Source organism: Candidatus Uabimicrobium helgolandensis (assembly GCF_041508025.1).
GTDB lineage: Bacteria > Planctomycetota > Uabimicrobiia > Uabimicrobiales > Uabimicrobiaceae > Uabimicrobium > Uabimicrobium helgolandensis.
Map to the genome: position 1 here is coordinate 1,020,390 of NZ_CP165719.1, position 20,386 is coordinate 1,040,775.

A 20,386-nucleotide genomic window follows, 5' to 3' on the forward strand; every position below is an offset into this window, starting at 1 on the left:
AATTCATATTAGAATAACTATATTAACAACAACCACCCTTAAAGAATACAAAGGTGAATTTGTATGTTTGGAAATATAAAACAACATTTAGAAAAAGAACTGCAAGGTATTAAAGATTCAGGTGTATGGAAAGAAGAAAGAGTTATCACCGAATTAAAACGAACAAACCTCAAAGTTGGTCAAGGTCGATATGTAATTAATTTTTGTGCAAATAATTATCTAGGGCTTGGCGATGATAGTAGATTAATAGATGCTGCTAAAGAGGGTTTAGATTCTTGGGGTTACGGATTATCCTCTGTTCGCTTTATTTGTGGTACGCAACTCATTCATAAAGAGTTGGAAACAAAAATAGCTTCTTTTTTGGGAGTAGATGACTGCATTCTATATGCTTCGTGTTTTGATGCTAATGGCGGTTTATTTGAAACGCTTCTTAGCAAAGAAGATGCGATTATCAGCGATTCTTTAAATCACGCTTCCATTATTGATGGAATTCGTTTGTGTAAAGCGCAACGTTATGTGTTTAAACATGCTGACATGAGTGATTTAGAAGAGCAATTACAGAAAGCACAACAGCAAAGATTTCGCCTTATAGTCACTGATGGTGTATTTTCCATGGATGGAGATATCGCTAAATTAGATGAAATATGTGAATTAGCACAAAAGTATGATGCACTTGTGATGATAGATGACTGTCACTCTACAGGTTTTCTTGGCTCGAAAGGCAAAGGAACACACGAATATAAGAATGTCGAAGGTAAAGTAGATATCATAACTGGAACGTTGGGGAAAGCTCTGGGTGGTGCTTCTGGGGGATTTACTGCTGCACGCAAAGAAATAGTTAGTTTGCTACGCCAAAAATCTCGCCCTTATCTTTTTAGTAACTCTGTACCTCCGCCTATTGTTTACTCAGCAATTAAAGTTCTAGATCTTATTTCTTCTTCAACAGAATTACGCGATCGTTTAGAAGAAAACACGAAATATTTTCGCAATAAAATTACAGAAGCAGGTTTTAACATTAAATCAGGAGAGCACCCAATTATACCTATTATGTTGGGAGATGCACGTTTAGCCAATCAAATGGCAGATGACCTTTTACAAGAAGGTATTTATGTTATTGGTTTTTCATATCCTGTGGTTCCAAAAAATGAAGCTCGTATTCGCGTGCAAATATCAGCAGCGCACACAAGGGAAGAGTTAGACAAAGCAATAAACGCTTTTAGTAAAATAGGCAAAAAATTAAATGTTATATAGGGTGTATTGGTATTTAGACTTGTTTTCTGTGTGGTTATTAAATTACTTACATGTAGAACAAATTTAAATTAAGGCCCTAGATCACTAGAGTTTTACTTGGTTTGGAATTGTCATGGAAATACGTAAACAAGAGCCACCTGAGTACGGTGAGAGAGTTTTGTATCAAGAATTAGAAAGTAATCTTGCCTTAAAGAATCCATTGATAAATGACATTATCTCTGTTCTCGACGAAAAAGGTTTTCTAGATGAAGATGATAAAATTTGGGCGAGATTATGCTTAGATGAAGTCATTGTCAACGCGATAAAACATGGTAATAAAGAATGTAAAAATAAAAAATTTACTACGGCTTTATACGCTACTGATAAAGAATGGGCAGTACGTGTAGAAGATGAAGGGGAAGGCTTTTCTCCTGACGAAGTTCCTGATGTTGAAGATGAAGAAACTTTAGGCTATGATCATGGACGTGGTATTTTGTTAATGAAAAACTATATGGATGAAATATGGTATTTCAATAATGGAGCCAGCGTACAATTGATGAGATATAAAAGAAGTAAATTCAGAAAACTACTGGATAAAATATTAGTTTTTTTTAAAATTAAATAGGAGCTAAAAATGTCTCAAGGGACACTTAAAATAGAAGAAGAAAAAAACTTTACTATAGTAAGCTTTTTCGACACTGTTATGTTAGATGAAACTAATATCACCACATTCGCAGAAGAACTGGTATCCGTTATCAAAAGTCGACAAAAAATTAATCTAGTTATTGATTTTGCAAATATCGAATTTCTTTCTAGTGCGGTGCTTGGTAAACTAGTAAAAATTAGAAAAATAGTAAAGAAACAAGGAGGCAAGCTAAAACTTTGTGGTTTGCGTACCAATCTAATGCAAATATTCAAAGTTACTAAACTTCATAAAGTATTTGATATTGTAGCTGATAGAAAAGCTGCGACAAAAAGTTCTGGTTTTGGTTTGTTTGGCTAGGATTAAAAAATGCAGCATTTATTTATTACAGACCCATTTGAAGTTTTGATACCTAACCACGATTCGACGTTAGCCTTAATGAGAAGCGCTCTAGAACATGAGCATCAAGTGCTGCAGTGTCAGATGAATGACCTGTATTGGAATGGTTGCGAAGTTACTGCACGAGCAAAGACTATTGAAAAAAAACAAGAGTCTTTGGTTGTAGTAAACGCAGAAGTAAAAGAAATCAACCTCAGTACAAGTTCTTTACCTATTGTTTGGATGCGTAAAGATCCGCCAGTCGACAATACTTATATTAAGGTTTGTCAACTACTTCGCCTTGCAAAATGTACTGTTCTTAATAATCCTAATTCGCTTATGGCTTGCGATGAAAAGTTGTTTGCTTTAGAGTTTCCCGAATTAATTCCCAAAACATATATTGTTCAACAAAAAAAACATATTGTTGAATTAGTAAAGGAACAAAAACGGTTAATAGCAAAACCGATAGGTGCAAAAGGCGGAGAAGGCATTTTTATGTTCTCTCATGATGATAAGAATCTTGGATCTCTTATCGAAGTAATGACTCAAAACGGAAAAAGTACTATTATTCTCCAAGAGTACTTACCTCAGATAAAAGAAGGTGACAAACGTATATTTTTGTTAAATGGCGATCCCTTAGGAGCTGTTTTACGTTTACCACAAGAACACGATCATCGTGCAAATATGGCCGCTGGAGGAACAACCGTAAAAACTACAATAACTCCAGAAGAGTATCGCATTTGCGAGATAATAAAACCAAGAATGTTGGAACTTGGAATGCATATTGTTGGGATTGATACGATTGGTAATAAACTCACTGAAATTAATATAACAAGCCCTACTTGCCTAGAAGAAATAAATAATTTTGATGCAACAGATCCTTGCGGCAAAATCATAAGATGGGCGGAGCAGTTTGCGTCCTAAACAAGTCGCAAAAAGTTTTTAAGAGCATGCAGCTTGCCTTTGAGTATCGTAGTGGCGTCGAGCCTTCGATTATGTGCTTCTCAGGCTGTTTTTCTTTGACACTTAAATTGTACGTTGACTTGAAACGTGCTCAAAACTTTTTGCGACTCACTTAAGAAATAAAGTAGCATTAAAGCGTACAAATTATTTGTATGCTTTGAAAGTTTACTTTGACTTTAATTTAAGTATGGAGAATATTTTTAAGTTTTAGTTTATCGCTATCAAACTTAGAAATGTATTGTTAAATTATTTATCAGAGATTATTTCTTGCCACATTCCTTATGTTTTCTTTTTGTTTACTTTTGTTCCAAAAATTGCAAGTAGAAGACATGTGACTATTAGTAGAATTATGAAAGAAATAAGCATCAAAAAAGCACTAAGAATTGTCAGGCACATAAACGCTGCCCATACAAAAACAACATATGTTTCTCGCAAATCAATTTCTTCATCCCCAACAAGCCTTTTCATCAAATAAGAAAAAGATATGATTATTCCTAGTCCTATCACGACTTCTAATGCTATATTCATAAGCAATCCCTAATGGAAAAATGTGTTTATTCCTCTTTCGAAAATACAAACATAATTTTGCTATAGCGGCATTTATTTCAATTCGATATTTTCTAAATCCTTGGCATCAGTAAATAATATCCACTTAGCTTTTACTTCAGAAAAAATATTTTCGTAATTAGCCAAAGAATCACCCGTTTTCCCCACGTCGCGTATGCATATGGCAATTATTTGCTCTTTGTATTTCTTCGCTATGTGTGCGTAGACAACAGCGTCCATTTCTCCCGTGTCACCCACAAGTATATATTTTCGCTTAGGAAATTTATCTATGATATTTTCAATGATAGCGGCTTTGTATTTAAACTGGTTTGATTTTAGAAATTTAATAATAGAGGAATCTTTTATGCGAAATTTTTTAAGATGAAAACTACCAAGAGGGTAATTTTTGGCAATAAAGAAATTGCGCAATTCGGGATATAGCTGCCAAGGGCTACCCGAAACATAATGAAATCTAGCTCCTTGTGATTTCCATTTTTGATATATTTCAGGCATGTGAGGTACTTCTTTAAATGGTCGTAGAAGCGTATTGCGTACGAGTTCTTTTTTATTTAGGACATTACTAATTTTAATTGTATCGTCAATATCGGAAATAACAGAGATACCTTCTTGTTCAATAATATGTATTTCACCGTAAAATTTTCTATCATCACCCTTTCGTTCTGGCAGTTGATATGGTAGAATACCGCTCTTAATATGCTTTTGCATTTGCTCTTTATTCCACTTCATAGATAAAGAAAAGTGGCCATTTGCTTTTGACTTAGGCAAAGTTAAAGAACCTCCTCCTACGTGGATGGTTATTTTCTTGCCTCTTTCATTATCGACTAAAAAATAGCGCATGCGTTTCTTGAAAAGTGGATTGTTGCGCATTTCTTTATCAGAAAGTTGAATTGTCTTTATAAACATATTGCGAAAAATAGAACTATCTTCTAGTTCGTATATCCACCCGTGGATATCAACGACTAGTTTTTCGTCTTTGTAGTAACCATATGTTGGAAAAAAAGTAACTGTTTCATCTTTTTTTACGTATCCTGATACAAACAAAAAACTAAATCCTAAAAGTAGAGTTGCGATAATTGAATATCTAATATATTTCATATTACCTCCATATTTTATATGTTTTGGAATTGTTAAAGTTTAATAAAAAACTGTCTTCTAGTCAATAAAGGAAGTCATAGTGGAAAAAAATATTTATCACACCGATGTATTTGCCAATCGTCATATTGGACCAAATGAAGTGGAAACAAAAGAAATGCTTGATGCTATAGGAGTAAAAAATCTAGAGCAACTCATTGCAGAAACTATTCCACAAAAAATTCGCAGTAGTAAAGAACTCAATATCTCAGAAGCACTTTCAGAGTATCAGTTGGCTGGAAAACTTAAGAAATTTGCCCAAAAAAATAAGGTGTATAAATCATTTATTGGACTTGGCTATCACCAGTGTATCACACCTGCTGTTATCTTGCGAAATGTATTCGAAAATCCAAATTGGTATACACAGTATACGCCGTACCAATCAGAAATAGCGCAAGGGCGTCTAGAAGCTTTACTAAATTTTCAAACAGTGGTATGCGACTTGACGGGAATGGGAATAGCGAATTCATCTTTACTTGATGAAGCAACAGCGACGGCTGAAGCAATGACAATGTTTTATCGCCAACGCGATAAAAAAATGAAAAAAAATGACGCCGATGTATTCTTTGTGTCACACGAATGTTTCCCACAGACAATAGACGTTTTAAAAACGCGTGCAACACCTTTGGGAATCAAATTGGAAATAGGTGATTTTCAGAACTTTGTTTTTCACGAAAAATGTTTTGGAGCACTCGTACAATATCCCACAACCAATGGTCAAATACACGACTACAAACCCTTTATTGAAAAAGCCCACGAAAATAAAAGTCTTGTCGCCGTTGCTGTTGACTTGCTTAGTTTAGCTATTCTAACTCCTCCAGGTGAAATAGGCGCTGATGCAGTAGTTGGAAACTCTCAAGTATTTGGTGTTCCGATGGGATATGGTGGACCGCATGCTGCTTTTTTTGCAACACACGAGAAATTTCAACGTAGTGTACCTGGAAGAATTGTCGGAATTTCGAAAGATAGGTTTGGAAATAAGGCGTATCGTCTTGCTCTGCAAACAAGAGAACAACATATTCGCCGCGAAAAAGCAACTTCGAACATTTGTACTGCGCAGGTTCTTCTTGCTATAATTGCCAGTATGTACGCTGTTTATCACGGCTCAGAAGGGTTAAAGAGAATAGCAAATAAAGTACATACTCTTACGAAAATACTAGATACGGAGTTAAAAAAATTAGGGTATAATTTGGCCAATAGCCATTATTTCAATACCTTAACAATTGAAGTATCGCAAGAGCAAAACGCAGCAATAAAAAGTAGTGCTTTAAAATGCGAAATGAATTTTCGTCATCTACCAAACCAAATTACCATTGCGATTGATGAAACAACAACTTGCGAGCACATAGAAACCATATGTGAAATATTCGCGACTCATAATAAACTCAGTGCAGCGAACATCGATTTTGTTAACTATCAAACAACTGATGTTCTTGGTGCATTTAGTAGAAGTAGTAAATTTTTAGATCATCCTTGTTTTCATGAACATAGATCAGAAACAGCAATGATGCGTTATACAAAATCTTTAGAAAACCGCGATTTATCACTTACAACTTCGATGATCCCACTTGGTTCATGTACAATGAAACTTAATGCTGCTATGGAAATGATTCCTGTTTCATGGCCTGAATTTTCTCAATTGCATCCTTTCGCACCACAAGACCAAACGTTAGGGTACCAAGAATTATTTGAAGAACTTGAGGCTGACTTAGCTGAAATTACGGGTTTTTACGCCACATCATTGCAACCAAATTCTGGCGCCCAAGGTGAATATGCCGGTCTTATGGTGATAAGAGCATATCATATTGGTCAAGGACAACCACAGAGAAATATAGCGCTTATACCTTCTTCTGCACATGGGACGAACCCAGCAAGCGCAGTTATGGCGGGAATGAAAGTTGTGGTAGTAAAGTGCGACGAACAAGGAAATATCGATGTTGACGATTTACAACAAAAGGCGTTAAAACACCAAGATAATCTTTCAAGTTTGATGATCACTTATCCATCTACACATGGTGTATTTGAAGAAGAAATACAAAAGATTTGCCAAATTATTCACGAAAATGGTGGACAAGTTTACATGGATGGCGCAAATATGAATGCACAAGTTGGTCTGACAAGTCCTGGTATTATTGGTGCAGACGTTTGCCATCTCAATCTTCATAAAACTTTTAGTATTCCTCATGGTGGTGGCGGACCAGGTATGGGGCCTATATGCGTTCAAAAACATTTAGCACCTTATTTACCAGGACATTCATTAGTGTCTATAGGTGATAATAAAGCTATTTCTGCGGTTTCAGCGGCACCTTGGGGAAGCTCAAGTATACTGCTAATATCTTATGCTTATATTAAAATGATGGGGAAAAGTGGACTGAAATGCGCTTCGCAATATGCTATTCTCAATACCAACTATTTAAAGAAAAGATTAGAGCGCGATTTCAAGTTGTTATATAGTGGTAAAAACGGTAGAGTAGCGCATGAAATGATCATAGATGTTCGAGAGTTTAAGAGTATTACTCATGTTACAGTTGAAGACATAGCTAAGAGATTAATGGATTATAATTATCATGCACCAACAGTATCCTTTCCTGTACCAGAGACTATGATGATAGAATCAACAGAAAGCGAAAATAAAAAAGAATTAGATCAATTCGCTGATGCTTTGCTCAGTATACGTCAGGAAATAAGAGAAATTGAACAAAAACAAGCCGATGTCGAAGATAATGTTCTCAAAAATGCCCCACACACTGTTTGGGAAGTGACAGCAAGTGAGTGGAAACACTCTTATAACAGAGAGAAGGCTTGTTTTCCACTCGATTATATTAAAAACAACAAATTTTGGGCTTATGTTTCGCGTATAAACAATGTGCAAGGAGATCGCAATTTGATTTGTACCTGTCCAAGTATTGAAGAATACGAAGAGTAGGGACAGATTCGAGGAAAAAAATATGAAAACAGTAAATGGATTTCGTTGTATAAAGTGCACGAAAGAATGGCTACTAACACAAGCTAAATACGTGTGTCCTTCTTGTGGTAATAATCTAGATATCGTATACGATTATTCTGAGATATCGAAAAAAATATCAAGAAAAGATTTACAACATAATACCAGTTACAACATGTGGCGCTATCAACATTTTTATCCTGTTGATAACCTGTGTGATAAACCTGCGCTACATATAGGTTGGACACCTTTGTATAAAAGTTCGCATACAAGTAACTTATATATCAAAGATGATGGACGTAATCCTAGCGCATCTTTTAAAGACCGTGCTAGTGCAATTGCTTTATTAGATGCGATATATAAAAAGTCACCTTGTATTATAGGGGCTTCCACTGGTAATGCTGGATCATCTATTGCTTGTTTAGGCGCAAGTGTAAAAATGCCGATTACAATTCTTGTTCCTAATAGTGCTCCGCAGGCTAAACTAGCACAACTACTGATTTTTGGCGCTACAGTAGTACCTATAGATGGTAATTACGACCAAGCTTTTGACCTTTGCCAAGAAATTGCAGTAAAAAATAATTGGTATAATCGTAATACTGGCTACAATCCTTATACTCGGGAAGGTAAAAAATCTTGCGCTTTTGAAATATGTGAACAACTCAACTGGCAAGTACCAGACTGGGTTTTTGTTTCTGTTGGTGATGGTAATATTATAAGCGGTATTTGGAAAGGCTTTTATGATCTATATCATTGTAAATTTATAGATCGCTTACCTCGTTTAGTTGCTGTACAAAGTTCACAAAGTAACGCAATTTTTCAAGCGTTTACGCACTATAATAAAACAAAGGAGCTCTCTGTAAAGGAAACACGTGCAACGACTCTTGCAGATAGTATCTCGGTTGACATCCCTCGCGACGGACTCGCAGCTTTGAAAGCAATTATTGACTCTCAAGGTACAAGTGTTGAAGTAAGTGACCAGGAAATTTTGCAAGAAATTCAAGGTATTGCTAAAGAATTTGCGGTGTTTGCTGAACCTGCTGGAGCAACTAGTGTTGCTGGCTTTAAAAAACTCACGGCACAAAATATGATAAAAGAAAATGAAAAGTGCGTTTGTGTTGTTACAGGAAATGGTCTCAAAGATGTATCTTCTGCACTATCTGTTGTTAACCGTCCTCAACCAATTGCTCCTGATATAAGCAAAATCGAAGAATACATACATAGGAGAATTTAATTTGCACACCATAAAAATTACTTACGGAAAAGAACGTATAAAAAATGATGTACTTATTGTTGATTATTTTGAAGATCAACCTATCGATTATGGAGAGCGTTTTGCAGATAACGATCCATTTTACGAAATTGCGAAACCAGCTTTTGAAAGTAAAGATTTTGCTGGAAAATGGAAGCAAACTATTATTTTATATGCATCAGGGAAGTTGCCAGAGAAAAGAGTTATGCTCATTGGTTTAGGTGAGCGTAGTGATGTATATCCTTTTAAAATAAAAGTTTCTTTGGCTCATGCTTTAAAGAAAATGAATTCCTTTCACGAATTAAAAACGGTGTCAGTTTTCATTAACAAAGAATACGATTCAGACAAAGTGAAAGAGATCGCTACCTTTCTTGTAGAAGCAGCCTACATGAGTCAATATCAGGCTAAAAACTACAAAAAAGATCAAAAACTTTTTTCTCCTATAGAGCATCTTCATCTTGTTATATCAGACAATGCTGACGAAAAAGATATAGAAGAAGCTATTCACCAAGGAAAGATTATAGGCCAAGGAATTAACGAAGTTCGTGACTTAATTAATAAACCAAGCAGTGAAGTAACCCCTAGTTATTTAGCAAATTATACTTTAGACCTAGCTTCGAAAAATGAGCAAATTGAATGCAAGATTTTTCACCGAGATCAGCTAAAGCAAATGGGAATGAATGGTATTGTTAGTGTTGGTCAAGGTTCTAATGAAGAACCCAAATTAATAATGTGTACATATACGCCTGAAGTAGAAGCCCAATATTCTATAGCTCTCGTTGGAAAAGGAGTCACTTTTGATTCTGGAGGTATATCATTAAAACCATCTAATAACATGTACCTCATGAAAATAGATATGGCTGGTGCTGCTCTTGTTATTGTCCTTATGAAAGTTATTGCTCTACTAAAATTACCAGTTAAAGTTTACGGTCTTGTTCCTACCTGTGAGAATATGCCTGATGGAAATGCTCTAAAGCCAGGAGATATTATTACCGCTTACGACGGAACTTCCGTTGAAGTAATAGATACTGATGCTGAAGGACGCCTTATTTTAATGGATGCTCTGGGGTATGCTGTTACTCAAAAACCAAATATGATCGTAGATATTGCAACGCTAACAGGAGCATGTACCGTCGCTTTGGGAAGATATGTTATCGGTGGTATGAGTAACCACGACCCAATAATGGACATTATGCGCGCGAGTGGGGATTATATGTATGAGCGGGTATGGGAACTTCCTCTTATGGAAGAATATAAACTGATGCTACAAAGTAATTTTGCTGATATTAAAAATTTCGGAGGCAAAGAAGCTGGAGCTATTACAGCAGGAGCTTTCTTGAGCCATTTTGTAGATGAAGTACCGTGGATACATTTAGATATTGCAGGAGTAAGTTGGTTTAATACAGAAACTTCTCTTATGCCTCATGGTGCAACAGGTATTGGTATTCGCTTAATCACAGACTTCATGAGAAGAATTCTCAAAGAAGATGGAAAGATTTGGGAAAATAAAACCGTAGATATTCGCCAAACACTTTATAAAGAAAATGAAGTTCCTAAATACGATGATTAAATATTTGATTTTTTTGGTTATTTTAAAATAAATTTTAGATCGATTCAGGTGTAGAAAAGAAGAATCTATCCCTTTACTTGGCTTTTTTATCTATCAGTTCTAACTGACAATGAAAACCTGGCGCAGGATTGAGATGGTTACTTCTTTTCATATGCCTAAGTTACAAAAAAATGATAACATTGCATTAAAAAAGTAAAATTTTGCCTTTAAAATTGTTTAAAAACTTTTATGAGGGTAGGGTGTAGCAAAAAATAATATCCTTAAGATCGCATTGGTCAAGAAGACTCTTTTGACATTTTACTTTTTTTCTGTTATCGTTAAGTAACAACAAAAGCCTTCGGGAATGATTACAAACAATCTCAAACCAAGTGAGCTGACTTTTGATCACTTAGAGAGGTGGCAGAAAATAAGTACCATTTTACATAATCTTTGATTCATCAGCTTCGTTATTTCTCGCTTATAGAACAATGCTATGCGCGCTCCAAATGCCTAGCTGATAAATAAAATCTCTATATAAAATTTGGTGTATTTTCCCTGCCCGCATCTCTTATTATAAAAAATTATCTAAAAGGATTCGACATGTCTGAGGTAGTCAAAGTAATTTTAAAAGATAAAATTGCGAATAAATTAGTTGCTTTAAAATTAAAGCAGCAAAACAAAATAGGCAGAGCTATTCTCGTTCTCAAAAAAAAATATGAGCACCTAAAAGATTTAGAATTAGCACTGTATTATAAGAACGAAGAACTAGATCTAAACATGAACGTACAACAATTTATCACCGACTACAACTATACGGAAAAAAAACGTATTGAAATACGTCAAGTCACAGCAGCTGTCGAAATAGAATCAAATAATGATTTTGCAGCTCCGCCTATAGCAGAACCAGCGCCTATTGCTCCAGAAAAACAAGCAAATGACTATATTTCAATGATGAGTCAAGGTAAAGAAAGCTTTTCGAGAGCTATACTTGAACTTCTTGCTTCTGCCGGAATGATTAATAGTGACATTAACGATATACTCATAAAAGTAAATCAACTCAACAAATCGGTATCACAAGTACTTGTTGATGGCAAATACATTTCTGAACAAGACTACTTAACTACAATCGGCGATAAACTTGACATTCAAACTATAAATGTCAACCATTTAGATATCCCAAATGATATTCTAAACAAAATAAACAAAGATGTTGCTGAACATTGTTGTGCACTACCAATAAAAGAAGAAGGTGGTGTTTTGTTTGTTGCAGTTCCTAACCCTTTTGATGTTTCAACATTACAAGAAATTCGTTCGCTAGCTAAACAACAAATAGAAACAATACTTTCAACAGAAAAGAGTATTCAGCAACGCATCGAAAAACTCTATAGTAAAAAAGAAGAAAAAATCATTATTGAAAACGGTAGAAGGGTGTCTAGTGAAGAACTATCTATGGATAAATGTGATGCTCCTACAGTTTGGCAAGATAAAGATGACCTTTTTGCTGATGATGAGCCACAAAAACCAGAAGGACAAATATGGGATGCTCCAACTCTTGTTGCTCGCTCTGGAGAAGAAGCTAGCCCTGGTTTAGTTGAAGAAGAGCCTTTTGATTTGCATGAAGAAGCAGCTTTTAGTGGTATGGATGAGTTACTCAAATCTGCAAATGAGGAAGAGGGCTTAGAAATAAGTGCAGCAGAACCAGTAACTATAGATAACAGTGAGTTTTCTCTTGGTGAAAACATTTCTGCAAGTGTGGATATTGAAGAGAATGCGCTTGGTGGTTTTGTTAGTGGCTCTGATGACGGCATTGCTATTAGTGGTGATATCGAAAATGAAAACATAAGTAGTGGTATTTCCATCGATAGCTCTGAAGATTTAAACAGTGGCATTTCCCTCGACAATAATGATTTTGCAGATTTAAGTGAAAACAACCCAGAAAGTGGTTTGTCTGATTTAAATAGCGATTCTGCTGATAGCCTAGAGGGGGACTTTGCAAATTTAAGTGATAGCATTCCAGTTAATCGCGATTCAGAAAGTAATTTGGCCGAGGCTTCCAGCGAACTAAACAATTTTGGCGATGGTTCTGAAAATTTAGGTGAAGGTTTTTCTATTGATTCTGAGGATTCGGACGCAGATATAGAAGATTCTTCTAGTTCTAATGTCGTTGATGAAAATAACATTTCAAATTCCGATTCAGACAACGAATTTTCGATTGATAGCTTTGATACTAACAACGAAGCGGAAGCAGAAGCAGAGGCAGAAGCAGAGGCAGAAGCAGAAGCAGAAGCAGAAGTGGAAGTGGAAACAGCTTTAGAGAATGAAAACGAGAGTGGAGATGATTCCGATACAGAGCAACCTTCGGCAGAAGAAAACGAAGGTGATAACCTAAGTATAGGGGAAGAAATACCTCTTTATGGAGGAATCAATCCTGAAGAACTAGAGCAAGATTCAAAAGAAGAAATCGCTATCAAATCAGAAGCTAATATCGAAGTAACTGAAGCAGAAGCAGAGACAGAGACTCCAGCAAAACCTGAAGACCCAGAAATGAATCTAACTCACGAGGAAGAAGAATTAGAACAAAGCATACGCAGTGAGTTTTTAGAATCAAGACAAGCGGAAAGCGTTGAAGATGAAGATCGCTCAGCTTTGGAAGCAGATGAACCTGTTCAGGAACAACAAAACGAACAGCATGTAATTCATAGTGAAGATTCTGGACTTCCAAAGGCACAGACAATAGAACCACAGGAAATCGAAGCCGCACCATCACAACCAGTAATGAAAAAAGTATCTGCGCCGAAGAAAACAACAACGATTAAGCGCAATATACATATAAGTCATTACAAAAAAGTTTCTCTTATGAATACGTATCCAATTAATGTTGTATTTTCAAAAGAGAAAATCACGAAAGAGATTGCTAAAAATGTTCAGCAATTACAAGGTAAAATTAGTATTTCAGCAAACAATCCTATCGTAAAGATTGTCCCTCATATTCCAGGATGTATTGTTTCAGCACAAGAGATATACGTTGATTTAAGTGGTAAAGTAAAAGCGCAAGTATGGATTACTCCAATATCTGTAGGAAAAATCCAAGATGCGTATGTACAGTTTTGGCATGAAAATAAGTGTATATCACAAATGAATCTTGACTTTAAAGTCGTAAAGCAATCAACGGCAAAATTTTCTGTAGCTTGTGCCTTTATCTTTCCTGTTTTATCTTTTATTTATTCCATTTTCGGTCAACAAATATTAGAAAAATCTCCGGGAGTGATGCGTTTTGCTTTACAAAAAATAGATGAATTTGCACAACAAACAAACGGCATCTTTAACCTCGGATTGATTGTGGGACTGTCGTTTCTTGGTCTCTCCAGCTTGTTTTATCTGATTAATAGACATAAGCGAGCTCTACCAGTAAACGAAAAACTTGAGCTGACTTACTAAGATAGAAAGAAATAATTTACCTAGTGGAAAGTTGGGTAAATTATTTTTTCCGTCCAAGTTTATAAACAAAAAGGAACACAAAAAATATCGTAAGAAAGATTGTCCATCAAATTAAAATCTAGGAATTTGCTGATGAATCACGAATTAATTGGTTCATATCTCGGAAAATACAAAATTATTTCAATCTCTGAAACCAATAATTCCAGCATTACTTTTCATGCTTTTGATACCGAATCAGATGTTAAGAAATTGGTAGTTATTTTTAAAGAGAGTTATGCACAAACAGAAAAGCAAAAGCAAAAACTGTATAAAATACTCTTAGATACTACAAAATGGTCACACCCTAATATTATAACGCCTGAAGAGATTAGCTATGAAAAAAATACTTTCTACGCTGGTTTTCCATTTTACGAACAATCTTTAGCGGATATTTGTCAAAAATCTGGTGTAATTACCACGATGAGAGCTTTAGGAATTGCAAAACAAATTGGGCAAGCTCTTTCTTATGCTCATGAGAAAAATGTTCTCCATACAAATATAAATCCTTTTTCTATATTTGCAGCTCCAAATGGTAGTGTCAAAATATTAGGTTTTGGCTTTATTCCCGAAATAGATTTCTGGATCCACAGTGATATTATCGACTGCCCTTTCTATAGCGCACCTGAATTAGTTATTGAAAATAAGATATCGCCAGCTAGTGATTTGTATTCGTTAGGAACAACTCTTTTTCATCTACTTAGCGGTCTTATGCCTTTTGAAGGTGAAACAACGGAAGCTATTTTTCAGCAAATAGCTTTTTCTTCAACACCTTCTATACAAAAACACCGTCCAAATATTTCATCTTCTATTAATAATTTGATACTTCGGTTAATGGCTAAAAAACCAAAAGATCGTTTTTCTTCTGTAAATGAATTTTTAAGAGCTTTGCATGATGTATCGACAGAAAATAAAAAAACAGGTAATAAAAAAGTTGAAGATGTATTTCTTTCGATGATAAAAAAAAGTAAAGTTCCTATAGAACAAGTTGTCAATATTCTAGAAACAATATCAAATCAAAGAAATGTTAAGTCTCAGGCTAAATCGCTAATGGAAAGAATTGCGATTCAAGAATTATCAGAAAAACTAAATTGCAATCCAAAAATTATAGAAGCGATAAAAAATAATAAAACAATAATCGATAATCCAAAAGAGTGGTTGCAAAGTAATATAGGTGAAGAGCAGGCACTACAAGAAACAGTAAATAATAAAGCACCTTCAAAGCCAGCTCAAGAAAAACGTATTATAAAATCAGGGAGAAGCAGTGAGTATTTGAATTTATTTACAAATACCAGTAAATCTTCTACACCAATTAACACTCATCGTAATAAAATGAAAGCTACAAGTACGCGAGTTATGGATTTTGAAGCATTTAAAGAGGCAAGACAAACTCCCATAAGAAACACACAACCTCTTATAAGAAACACGCAGCCTCCGAAAACACCTATTTCACAAAATATCAATAGAAAATCTATGCAGCAAAAACCTTCTACGGAAACACATAAAGTTCCAGAAGTTAAAAAACGCTCACTAACAGAAATATTAATGCAAATTTTAAAACTAGGTTCCTTAGCACTTTTTGGCATAATAATTGTGGCAGGCATTTATATATTTCTATCTCCTTACTTACAACAAGAATTAAAAAATTGGTTTTTAAAATAATTGGGTAAGCTATGCAAAACGTAAAAGGGTTTCAAATATTAGGGAAAATAGGACAAGGTGCTACAAGCATTGTCTTTAAGGCTGTACAGACGAGTATGCAAAGAAATGTAGCCGTGAAAATACTTCGTCCTGAGTTAGCAAAAAACGTTGATATACAACAGCGTTTTATTTCGGAAGCTAAATCTGTAGCAAAGCTATCACATCGCAACATAATAAAAGGCATTAATGTTGGACGTACTCAAAATAATTTGATTTATTTTGTGATGGAGTATGTGGATGGTCTTACAGGTTTGCAGATGATTCAAAAAAATAAAAAACTGTCGGAACAAGAAGTTATCTCTATTACAAGACAAATGGGATTAGCTTTAGAGCATGCTCACAAACACCAAATGATACATAAAGATATAAAACCAGAAAATATAATGGTTACTAAAACAGGTTGCGCTAAACTCTGCGATTTAGGGTTGGCAACAGCACAATTAAATAGCTCTCAAATTACAGGAACTCCTTATTATATATCGCCAGAACAAGCTCGCGGCGAACAAAATATTGATATTAGAAGTGATATTTACTCTCTAGGGATTACTGCCTACCATTTTGCCACGGGTAAGGTACCTTTTGGAGGTACACCCACTGTTGTAATGTCAAAGCATCTAACGCAGCCCGTTCGCCACCCCAAGCAAATTATACCGGAATTATCAGATGCTTTTTGTAATGTTATTATGAAAATGATACAAAAAGATCCTGATGAGCGTTACGAGTCTCCCACGCAACTTGTTACAGCATTAACTAAATTACAGTAAGGAACTCTCATGCAACAAATATTTACTCCTATTTCTTTTGGTCGTTTACAACTTCGTAATCGCATTGTTATGGCTCCTATGACAAGACGTAAAGCAAAAAAAGATGGTATTCCAACTCCTGAAATTGTCGAGTATTACAAACGTCGTGCTCAAGGAGAAGTAGGTCTTATTATAAGTGAGGGAACGGGTATTGATAGTTTTCATGCTTATGATACGCTTACTGTTCCGCGTTTTGAAAATGACGACCAGTTAGCTGGTTGGGAACAAGTTGTAAATGCTATTCACGCAGAAGGTAGTGCTTTTGCACCGCAACTATGGCATACTGGTCGATTTGCCGATAATCCTATCGGACCAAGTGCGTGTAAAATGCCTGAGAGAGGTGATGGTACGCTGCGGCCAGAAGTACAAGAAATGAGCGAGCATCATTTTGCACAAGTTTTAGAAGCATATATAAATGCAGCAAAAAATGCGGAGGATATTGGTTGTGATGCTATCGAGATACACGGTGCGCATGGTTATTTACTTGATTCCTTTCTTAGTCCTGTAACTAATCAACGTCAAGATCAATATGGTGGTTCTTTAGAAAATCGTTTGCGCTTTCCCATCGAAGTAGTAAAAGCAATTCGTAGTGCAGTGGCAAAAGATTTTCCTATAATCTACCGTTTTAGTCAATGGCAACTAGATGATTACAATCAGCTTAAGTTTCAAAACCCACAAGAATTACAAGTATGGACCGATGCTTTGAAGAATGCAGGTGTTGATATATTACATGTTAGTACATATGATGCAACTGCTCCTGGTTTTCCAAGTGTTAATGACAAAACTCTATGCGGCTGGACAAAAGAATTATCGGGACTGTCTTGTATTGCTGTAGGGAAAGTTGCTGTTAGTTTAACTTTTAATAATGCTTACGGCGAAGAACAAGATGAAATTTCTTCTCCACAGCCGGCTTTTGATTTAGTGAAAAATGGTGAAGCCGATCTCATTGCTGTAGGACGTTCTCTTATTGCGAATCCCGATTGGGTAAAGATAGTAAAGCGTGGTGACTGGAAACAATTGCGTTCTTTTAATAAAGACTTACTCAAAGATTTAATATAAGGAATTTTCTATGTGGATGATTTATGGTGCAAATGGATATTCAGGGCATTTAATTGTGCGTATGGCAGTAGACCAAGGAATGAAACCTATTATAGCTGGACGTAATCAAGAACAAATAAGTGAGATAGCAAGTAATTTTTCTTTAGAAAAACGCATTTTTTCACTAGACAATCCAGATGATATAAGTAAAAACTTAGAAGACATTGATGTTGTTCTTCATTGTGCTGGCCCTTTTTCTCGTACGGCTTTACCTATGGTAAATGCCTGTCTTAAAAGTAAAACTCACTACCTAGATATTACTGGTGAAATGGGTGTATTCGCAAGTATACAAAAGTTGGATTCTTCTGCGAAAGATAAGGAAGTTATGCTTATGCCAGGTGTTGGTTTTGATGTTGTCCCTACTGATTGTTTGGCTGCGCACTTAAAAAGTCGTTTGCCAAGTGCCACACAACTATCTCTTGCTTTCCAAGGAGCAGGAGGTATCTCGCATGGAACAGCAACAACGATGGTTGAAAATGCTGGCGGTGGTGGATGTATTCGCCGCGATGGTAATCTCGTTAAAGTAAAATCAGCGTGGAGAACTCGAAGTATTGATTTTGGTTACGGTAAAACCAAAGCTATTACTATTCCGTGGGGAGATGTTTTTACAGCTTATTATAGTACAAATATTCCGAACATAGAAGTATATATGGCTGCCCCTTTTGCAATGCGCTTTGGTGCAAAAGTAACAAGACGTTTGGGCTTTCTTCTCGGTAGTTCTCCTGTACAAAATTATCTTAAAAAACGCATCAAGTCGAAACCAGCAGGGCCTAGTGATGAACAACGTATGCGTGGAAAGAGCTTAGTGTGGGGTGAAGTCAAAGATGGAAATGAAATAAGAACTTCTATTTTGGAAGGGCCAGAAGGATACACCTTCACTGCAATCGCGTCACTCAAAATAGTTGAAAAAGTTTTAAATAACGACATAAAAGTCGGTTTTCAGACACCTTCACTTACTTATGGCAGCGATTTGGTAAAAAGTTGCGAAGGCGTTTCCATAAAGGACCTCTAATGGTTGACTACACTCAGAATTTCAAAAATCAAAATAACAATCTCGAAAAAGAACAGCAAAGTTCAATCAAAGAAAAAAATCTAGTAAATGAAAACACAAATGAAGAATATGAACAAATTATAAGAGAACATGAGATTGAGTGGAAAATCAAAAGTAAAATTTGGTTTTATTTTGAACTACTTCTGTTTCGCATTCCTTATCTAGCAGCGTATCTTTGTATTGTCGTTTTCATGGGAGCTTTTCTTGACTGTTATGAACTTATTTTTATTATAGCACTGACCCTTGTTGTTACTGCAAATATGCGATTACTAACCTACATGATGAATAATCACACAATTTTAGATTCTATACCTTTGATTGGACATTCATTAAAAATTCTACGCAAACTTTATATTTTTTATTACGCTCATAAACCTCCGGTATTCTTATACTACATGTTTTTTATTCCCTTTGGTTTTATTGCCACTATTTTTTCATTTCGCGCTCGAGAAGAATTCAAATTATATTGCCAAATGGTATACAGTTTCGCGGTATTATTTATTTTAAAAGTTGTTATTTTCTATTTTGCTATTTTCCCTCCTTATTTATCGGGAGAGGATGCTTTTACTTTTGTTTTTGTACAAATTTTTATGACAACGTTGGTAATTTTTGCTTTTGCTTCTCCGGTGATATCCACCGCCTTTGTTCTACACTTTACAAAGCACCGTGGTATTTTAAAATTCATTAATGGTGGACTTCTTATTCTTCTCATAATACTTACTATGGCAGCTCTTGATTTGGCAGATGAAGAATATAGCGCTTCCTTTTTGGCAGAACAAACGCTTAAAATGCGTTTAGAAAAATCTCAATTTTGCAAAGATTTAACTCAAAAAACCCAAGGCTTTTTTCGCAGCGATTTACCAAAAACAGATGCAATAGGTCTAATGTTCACTGATTTGAAGTTGACAAAATTATATAGAGAAGCGATTAAAGGAATGTTAGCCACTAACGAGGACCGCGCTTTTTCTACTATCTTGATAGGCGAAGAAGAAAACATATGGATTTTGATATGTTGCAGATTGGAAAGTAAAGCATACTTGTTGTATGCATGTAACAATGAAAGAAATATATATACTTCTTGGAAGTTACTCCCTGAAAATATTCGAAAAAAATTCTCTCTTAATAGAATAAATAATTCCCCATCATTTCCATCGGAAATATCCCATTTTTCATTGATGGCGGAGTCGCCTTTGCGAAAAGACTAAAAATTAATAATAAACTCCTTGCGAGCTTTTTCTAAAATTTTTATTAATCTTTGGCGTTTTCTCCAAGGCTTTATTTTTCCTGGGAGTCGACTAAGCCAGTGTTTATTAGGTCCATAAGATGCTCCTCTAATCTTGGAAAGTTGCATAGATGTTGGCATATTCTTTTGAGAAATAACTTCTAAAAAATGATCAACTTCATTAACAGAAGAAAAAAATAGCTCTATTTCTGCTATTTCGACAATAAGAACTGCAAATCCTTTTCCTGCTACAGGCTTTGGCAGTGGTGGTTCATATTTTGAATTGCCAATAGCTTTATGTACCCAATAAGTTAGAGGACTTCCAGTATATTTTTCCTGAAACTGTATAGACCACTTTTTCACAAAACCCTCCCCTTAAG

Annotated in this window: 16 protein-coding genes; 13 read left to right on the forward strand and 3 right to left on the reverse strand. The window is 35.4% G+C overall.

The features are described from left to right. The first annotated feature begins 63 nt into the window (after positions 1-63). From kbl to gshB, 4 genes are all read left to right on the forward strand, one after another. On the forward strand, positions 64-1,251 hold the full coding sequence (kbl, locus tag UABHE_RS03755; protein ID WP_372368888.1) for a glycine C-acetyltransferase: 1,188 nt from the start codon (positions 64-66) through the stop codon (positions 1,249-1,251). A gap of 112 nt (positions 1,252-1,363) precedes the next feature. Beyond that, positions 1,364-1,855 (forward strand): ATP-binding protein, encoded by a 492-nt coding sequence (locus UABHE_RS03760; RefSeq protein ID WP_372368889.1) that lies wholly within the window; start codon positions 1,364-1,366, stop codon positions 1,853-1,855. A gap of 9 nt (positions 1,856-1,864) precedes the next feature. After that, a complete protein-coding gene (locus tag UABHE_RS03765; protein ID WP_372368890.1) occupies positions 1,865-2,233 on the forward strand; it encodes an STAS domain-containing protein in 369 nt (122 codons plus the stop codon). Positions 2,234-2,242: 9 nt separating this feature from the next. After that, positions 2,243-3,175, forward strand: a complete 933-nt coding sequence (gene gshB, locus UABHE_RS03770; protein WP_372368891.1) for a glutathione synthase — start codon at positions 2,243-2,245, stop codon at positions 3,173-3,175. Between the two features lie 318 nt (positions 3,176-3,493). Here gshB and UABHE_RS03775 read toward each other — a convergent pair whose 3' ends face one another. Continuing rightward, positions 3,494-3,742 (reverse strand): hypothetical protein, encoded by a 249-nt coding sequence (locus UABHE_RS03775; RefSeq protein WP_372368893.1) that lies wholly within the window; start codon positions 3,740-3,742, stop codon positions 3,494-3,496. 72 nt (positions 3,743-3,814) lie between these two features. Further along, positions 3,815-4,876 (reverse strand): App1 family protein, encoded by a 1,062-nt coding sequence (locus UABHE_RS03780; RefSeq protein WP_372368894.1) that lies wholly within the window; start codon positions 4,874-4,876, stop codon positions 3,815-3,817. Between the two features lie 79 nt (positions 4,877-4,955). Here UABHE_RS03780 and gcvP point away from each other — a divergent pair, with 79 nt between their 5' ends. From gcvP to UABHE_RS03825, 9 genes are all read left to right on the forward strand, one after another. After that, positions 4,956-7,838 (forward strand): aminomethyl-transferring glycine dehydrogenase, encoded by a 2,883-nt coding sequence (gcvP, locus tag UABHE_RS03785; RefSeq protein ID WP_372368895.1) that lies wholly within the window; start codon positions 4,956-4,958, stop codon positions 7,836-7,838. 22 nt (positions 7,839-7,860) lie between these two features. Continuing rightward, complete coding sequence (thrC, locus tag UABHE_RS03790; RefSeq protein WP_372368896.1) at positions 7,861-9,090, forward strand: threonine synthase; 1,230 nt, start codon at positions 7,861-7,863, stop codon at positions 9,088-9,090. Between the two features lies 1 nt (position 9,091). Further along, positions 9,092-10,678, forward strand: a complete 1,587-nt coding sequence (locus UABHE_RS03795) for a leucyl aminopeptidase (RefSeq protein ID WP_372368897.1) — start codon at positions 9,092-9,094, stop codon at positions 10,676-10,678. A 579-nt stretch (positions 10,679-11,257) separates the two neighbouring features. Further along, positions 11,258-14,095, forward strand: coding sequence for a hypothetical protein (locus UABHE_RS03800; RefSeq protein ID WP_372368898.1), 2,838 nt, complete (start codon positions 11,258-11,260; stop codon positions 14,093-14,095). Between the two features lie 132 nt (positions 14,096-14,227). After that, a complete protein-coding gene (locus tag UABHE_RS03805; protein WP_372368899.1) occupies positions 14,228-15,793 on the forward strand; it encodes a serine/threonine-protein kinase in 1,566 nt (521 codons plus the stop codon). A gap of 11 nt (positions 15,794-15,804) precedes the next feature. Further along, positions 15,805-16,596, forward strand: a complete 792-nt coding sequence (locus tag UABHE_RS03810; protein WP_372368900.1) for a serine/threonine-protein kinase — start codon at positions 15,805-15,807, stop codon at positions 16,594-16,596. 9 nt (positions 16,597-16,605) lie between these two features. Next, complete coding sequence (locus UABHE_RS03815; RefSeq protein ID WP_372368901.1) at positions 16,606-17,694, forward strand: 12-oxophytodienoate reductase; 1,089 nt, start codon at positions 16,606-16,608, stop codon at positions 17,692-17,694. A gap of 10 nt (positions 17,695-17,704) precedes the next feature. Then, on the forward strand, positions 17,705-18,745 hold the full coding sequence (locus UABHE_RS03820) for a trans-acting enoyl reductase family protein (protein WP_372368902.1): 1,041 nt from the start codon (positions 17,705-17,707) through the stop codon (positions 18,743-18,745). After that, entirely contained in the window at positions 18,745-19,989 is a 1,245-nt protein-coding gene (locus UABHE_RS03825; protein ID WP_372368903.1) for a hypothetical protein, read from the forward strand. The genes UABHE_RS03820 and UABHE_RS03825 overlap by 1 nt, the downstream gene beginning before the upstream one ends. Here UABHE_RS03825 and UABHE_RS03830 read toward each other — a convergent pair. Then, entirely contained in the window at positions 19,986-20,369 is a 384-nt protein-coding gene (locus tag UABHE_RS03830; RefSeq protein WP_372368904.1) for a hypothetical protein, read from the reverse strand. The two genes, UABHE_RS03825 and UABHE_RS03830, sit on opposite strands and share 4 nt — an antisense overlap. Between the last annotated feature and the right edge of the window lie 17 nt (positions 20,370-20,386).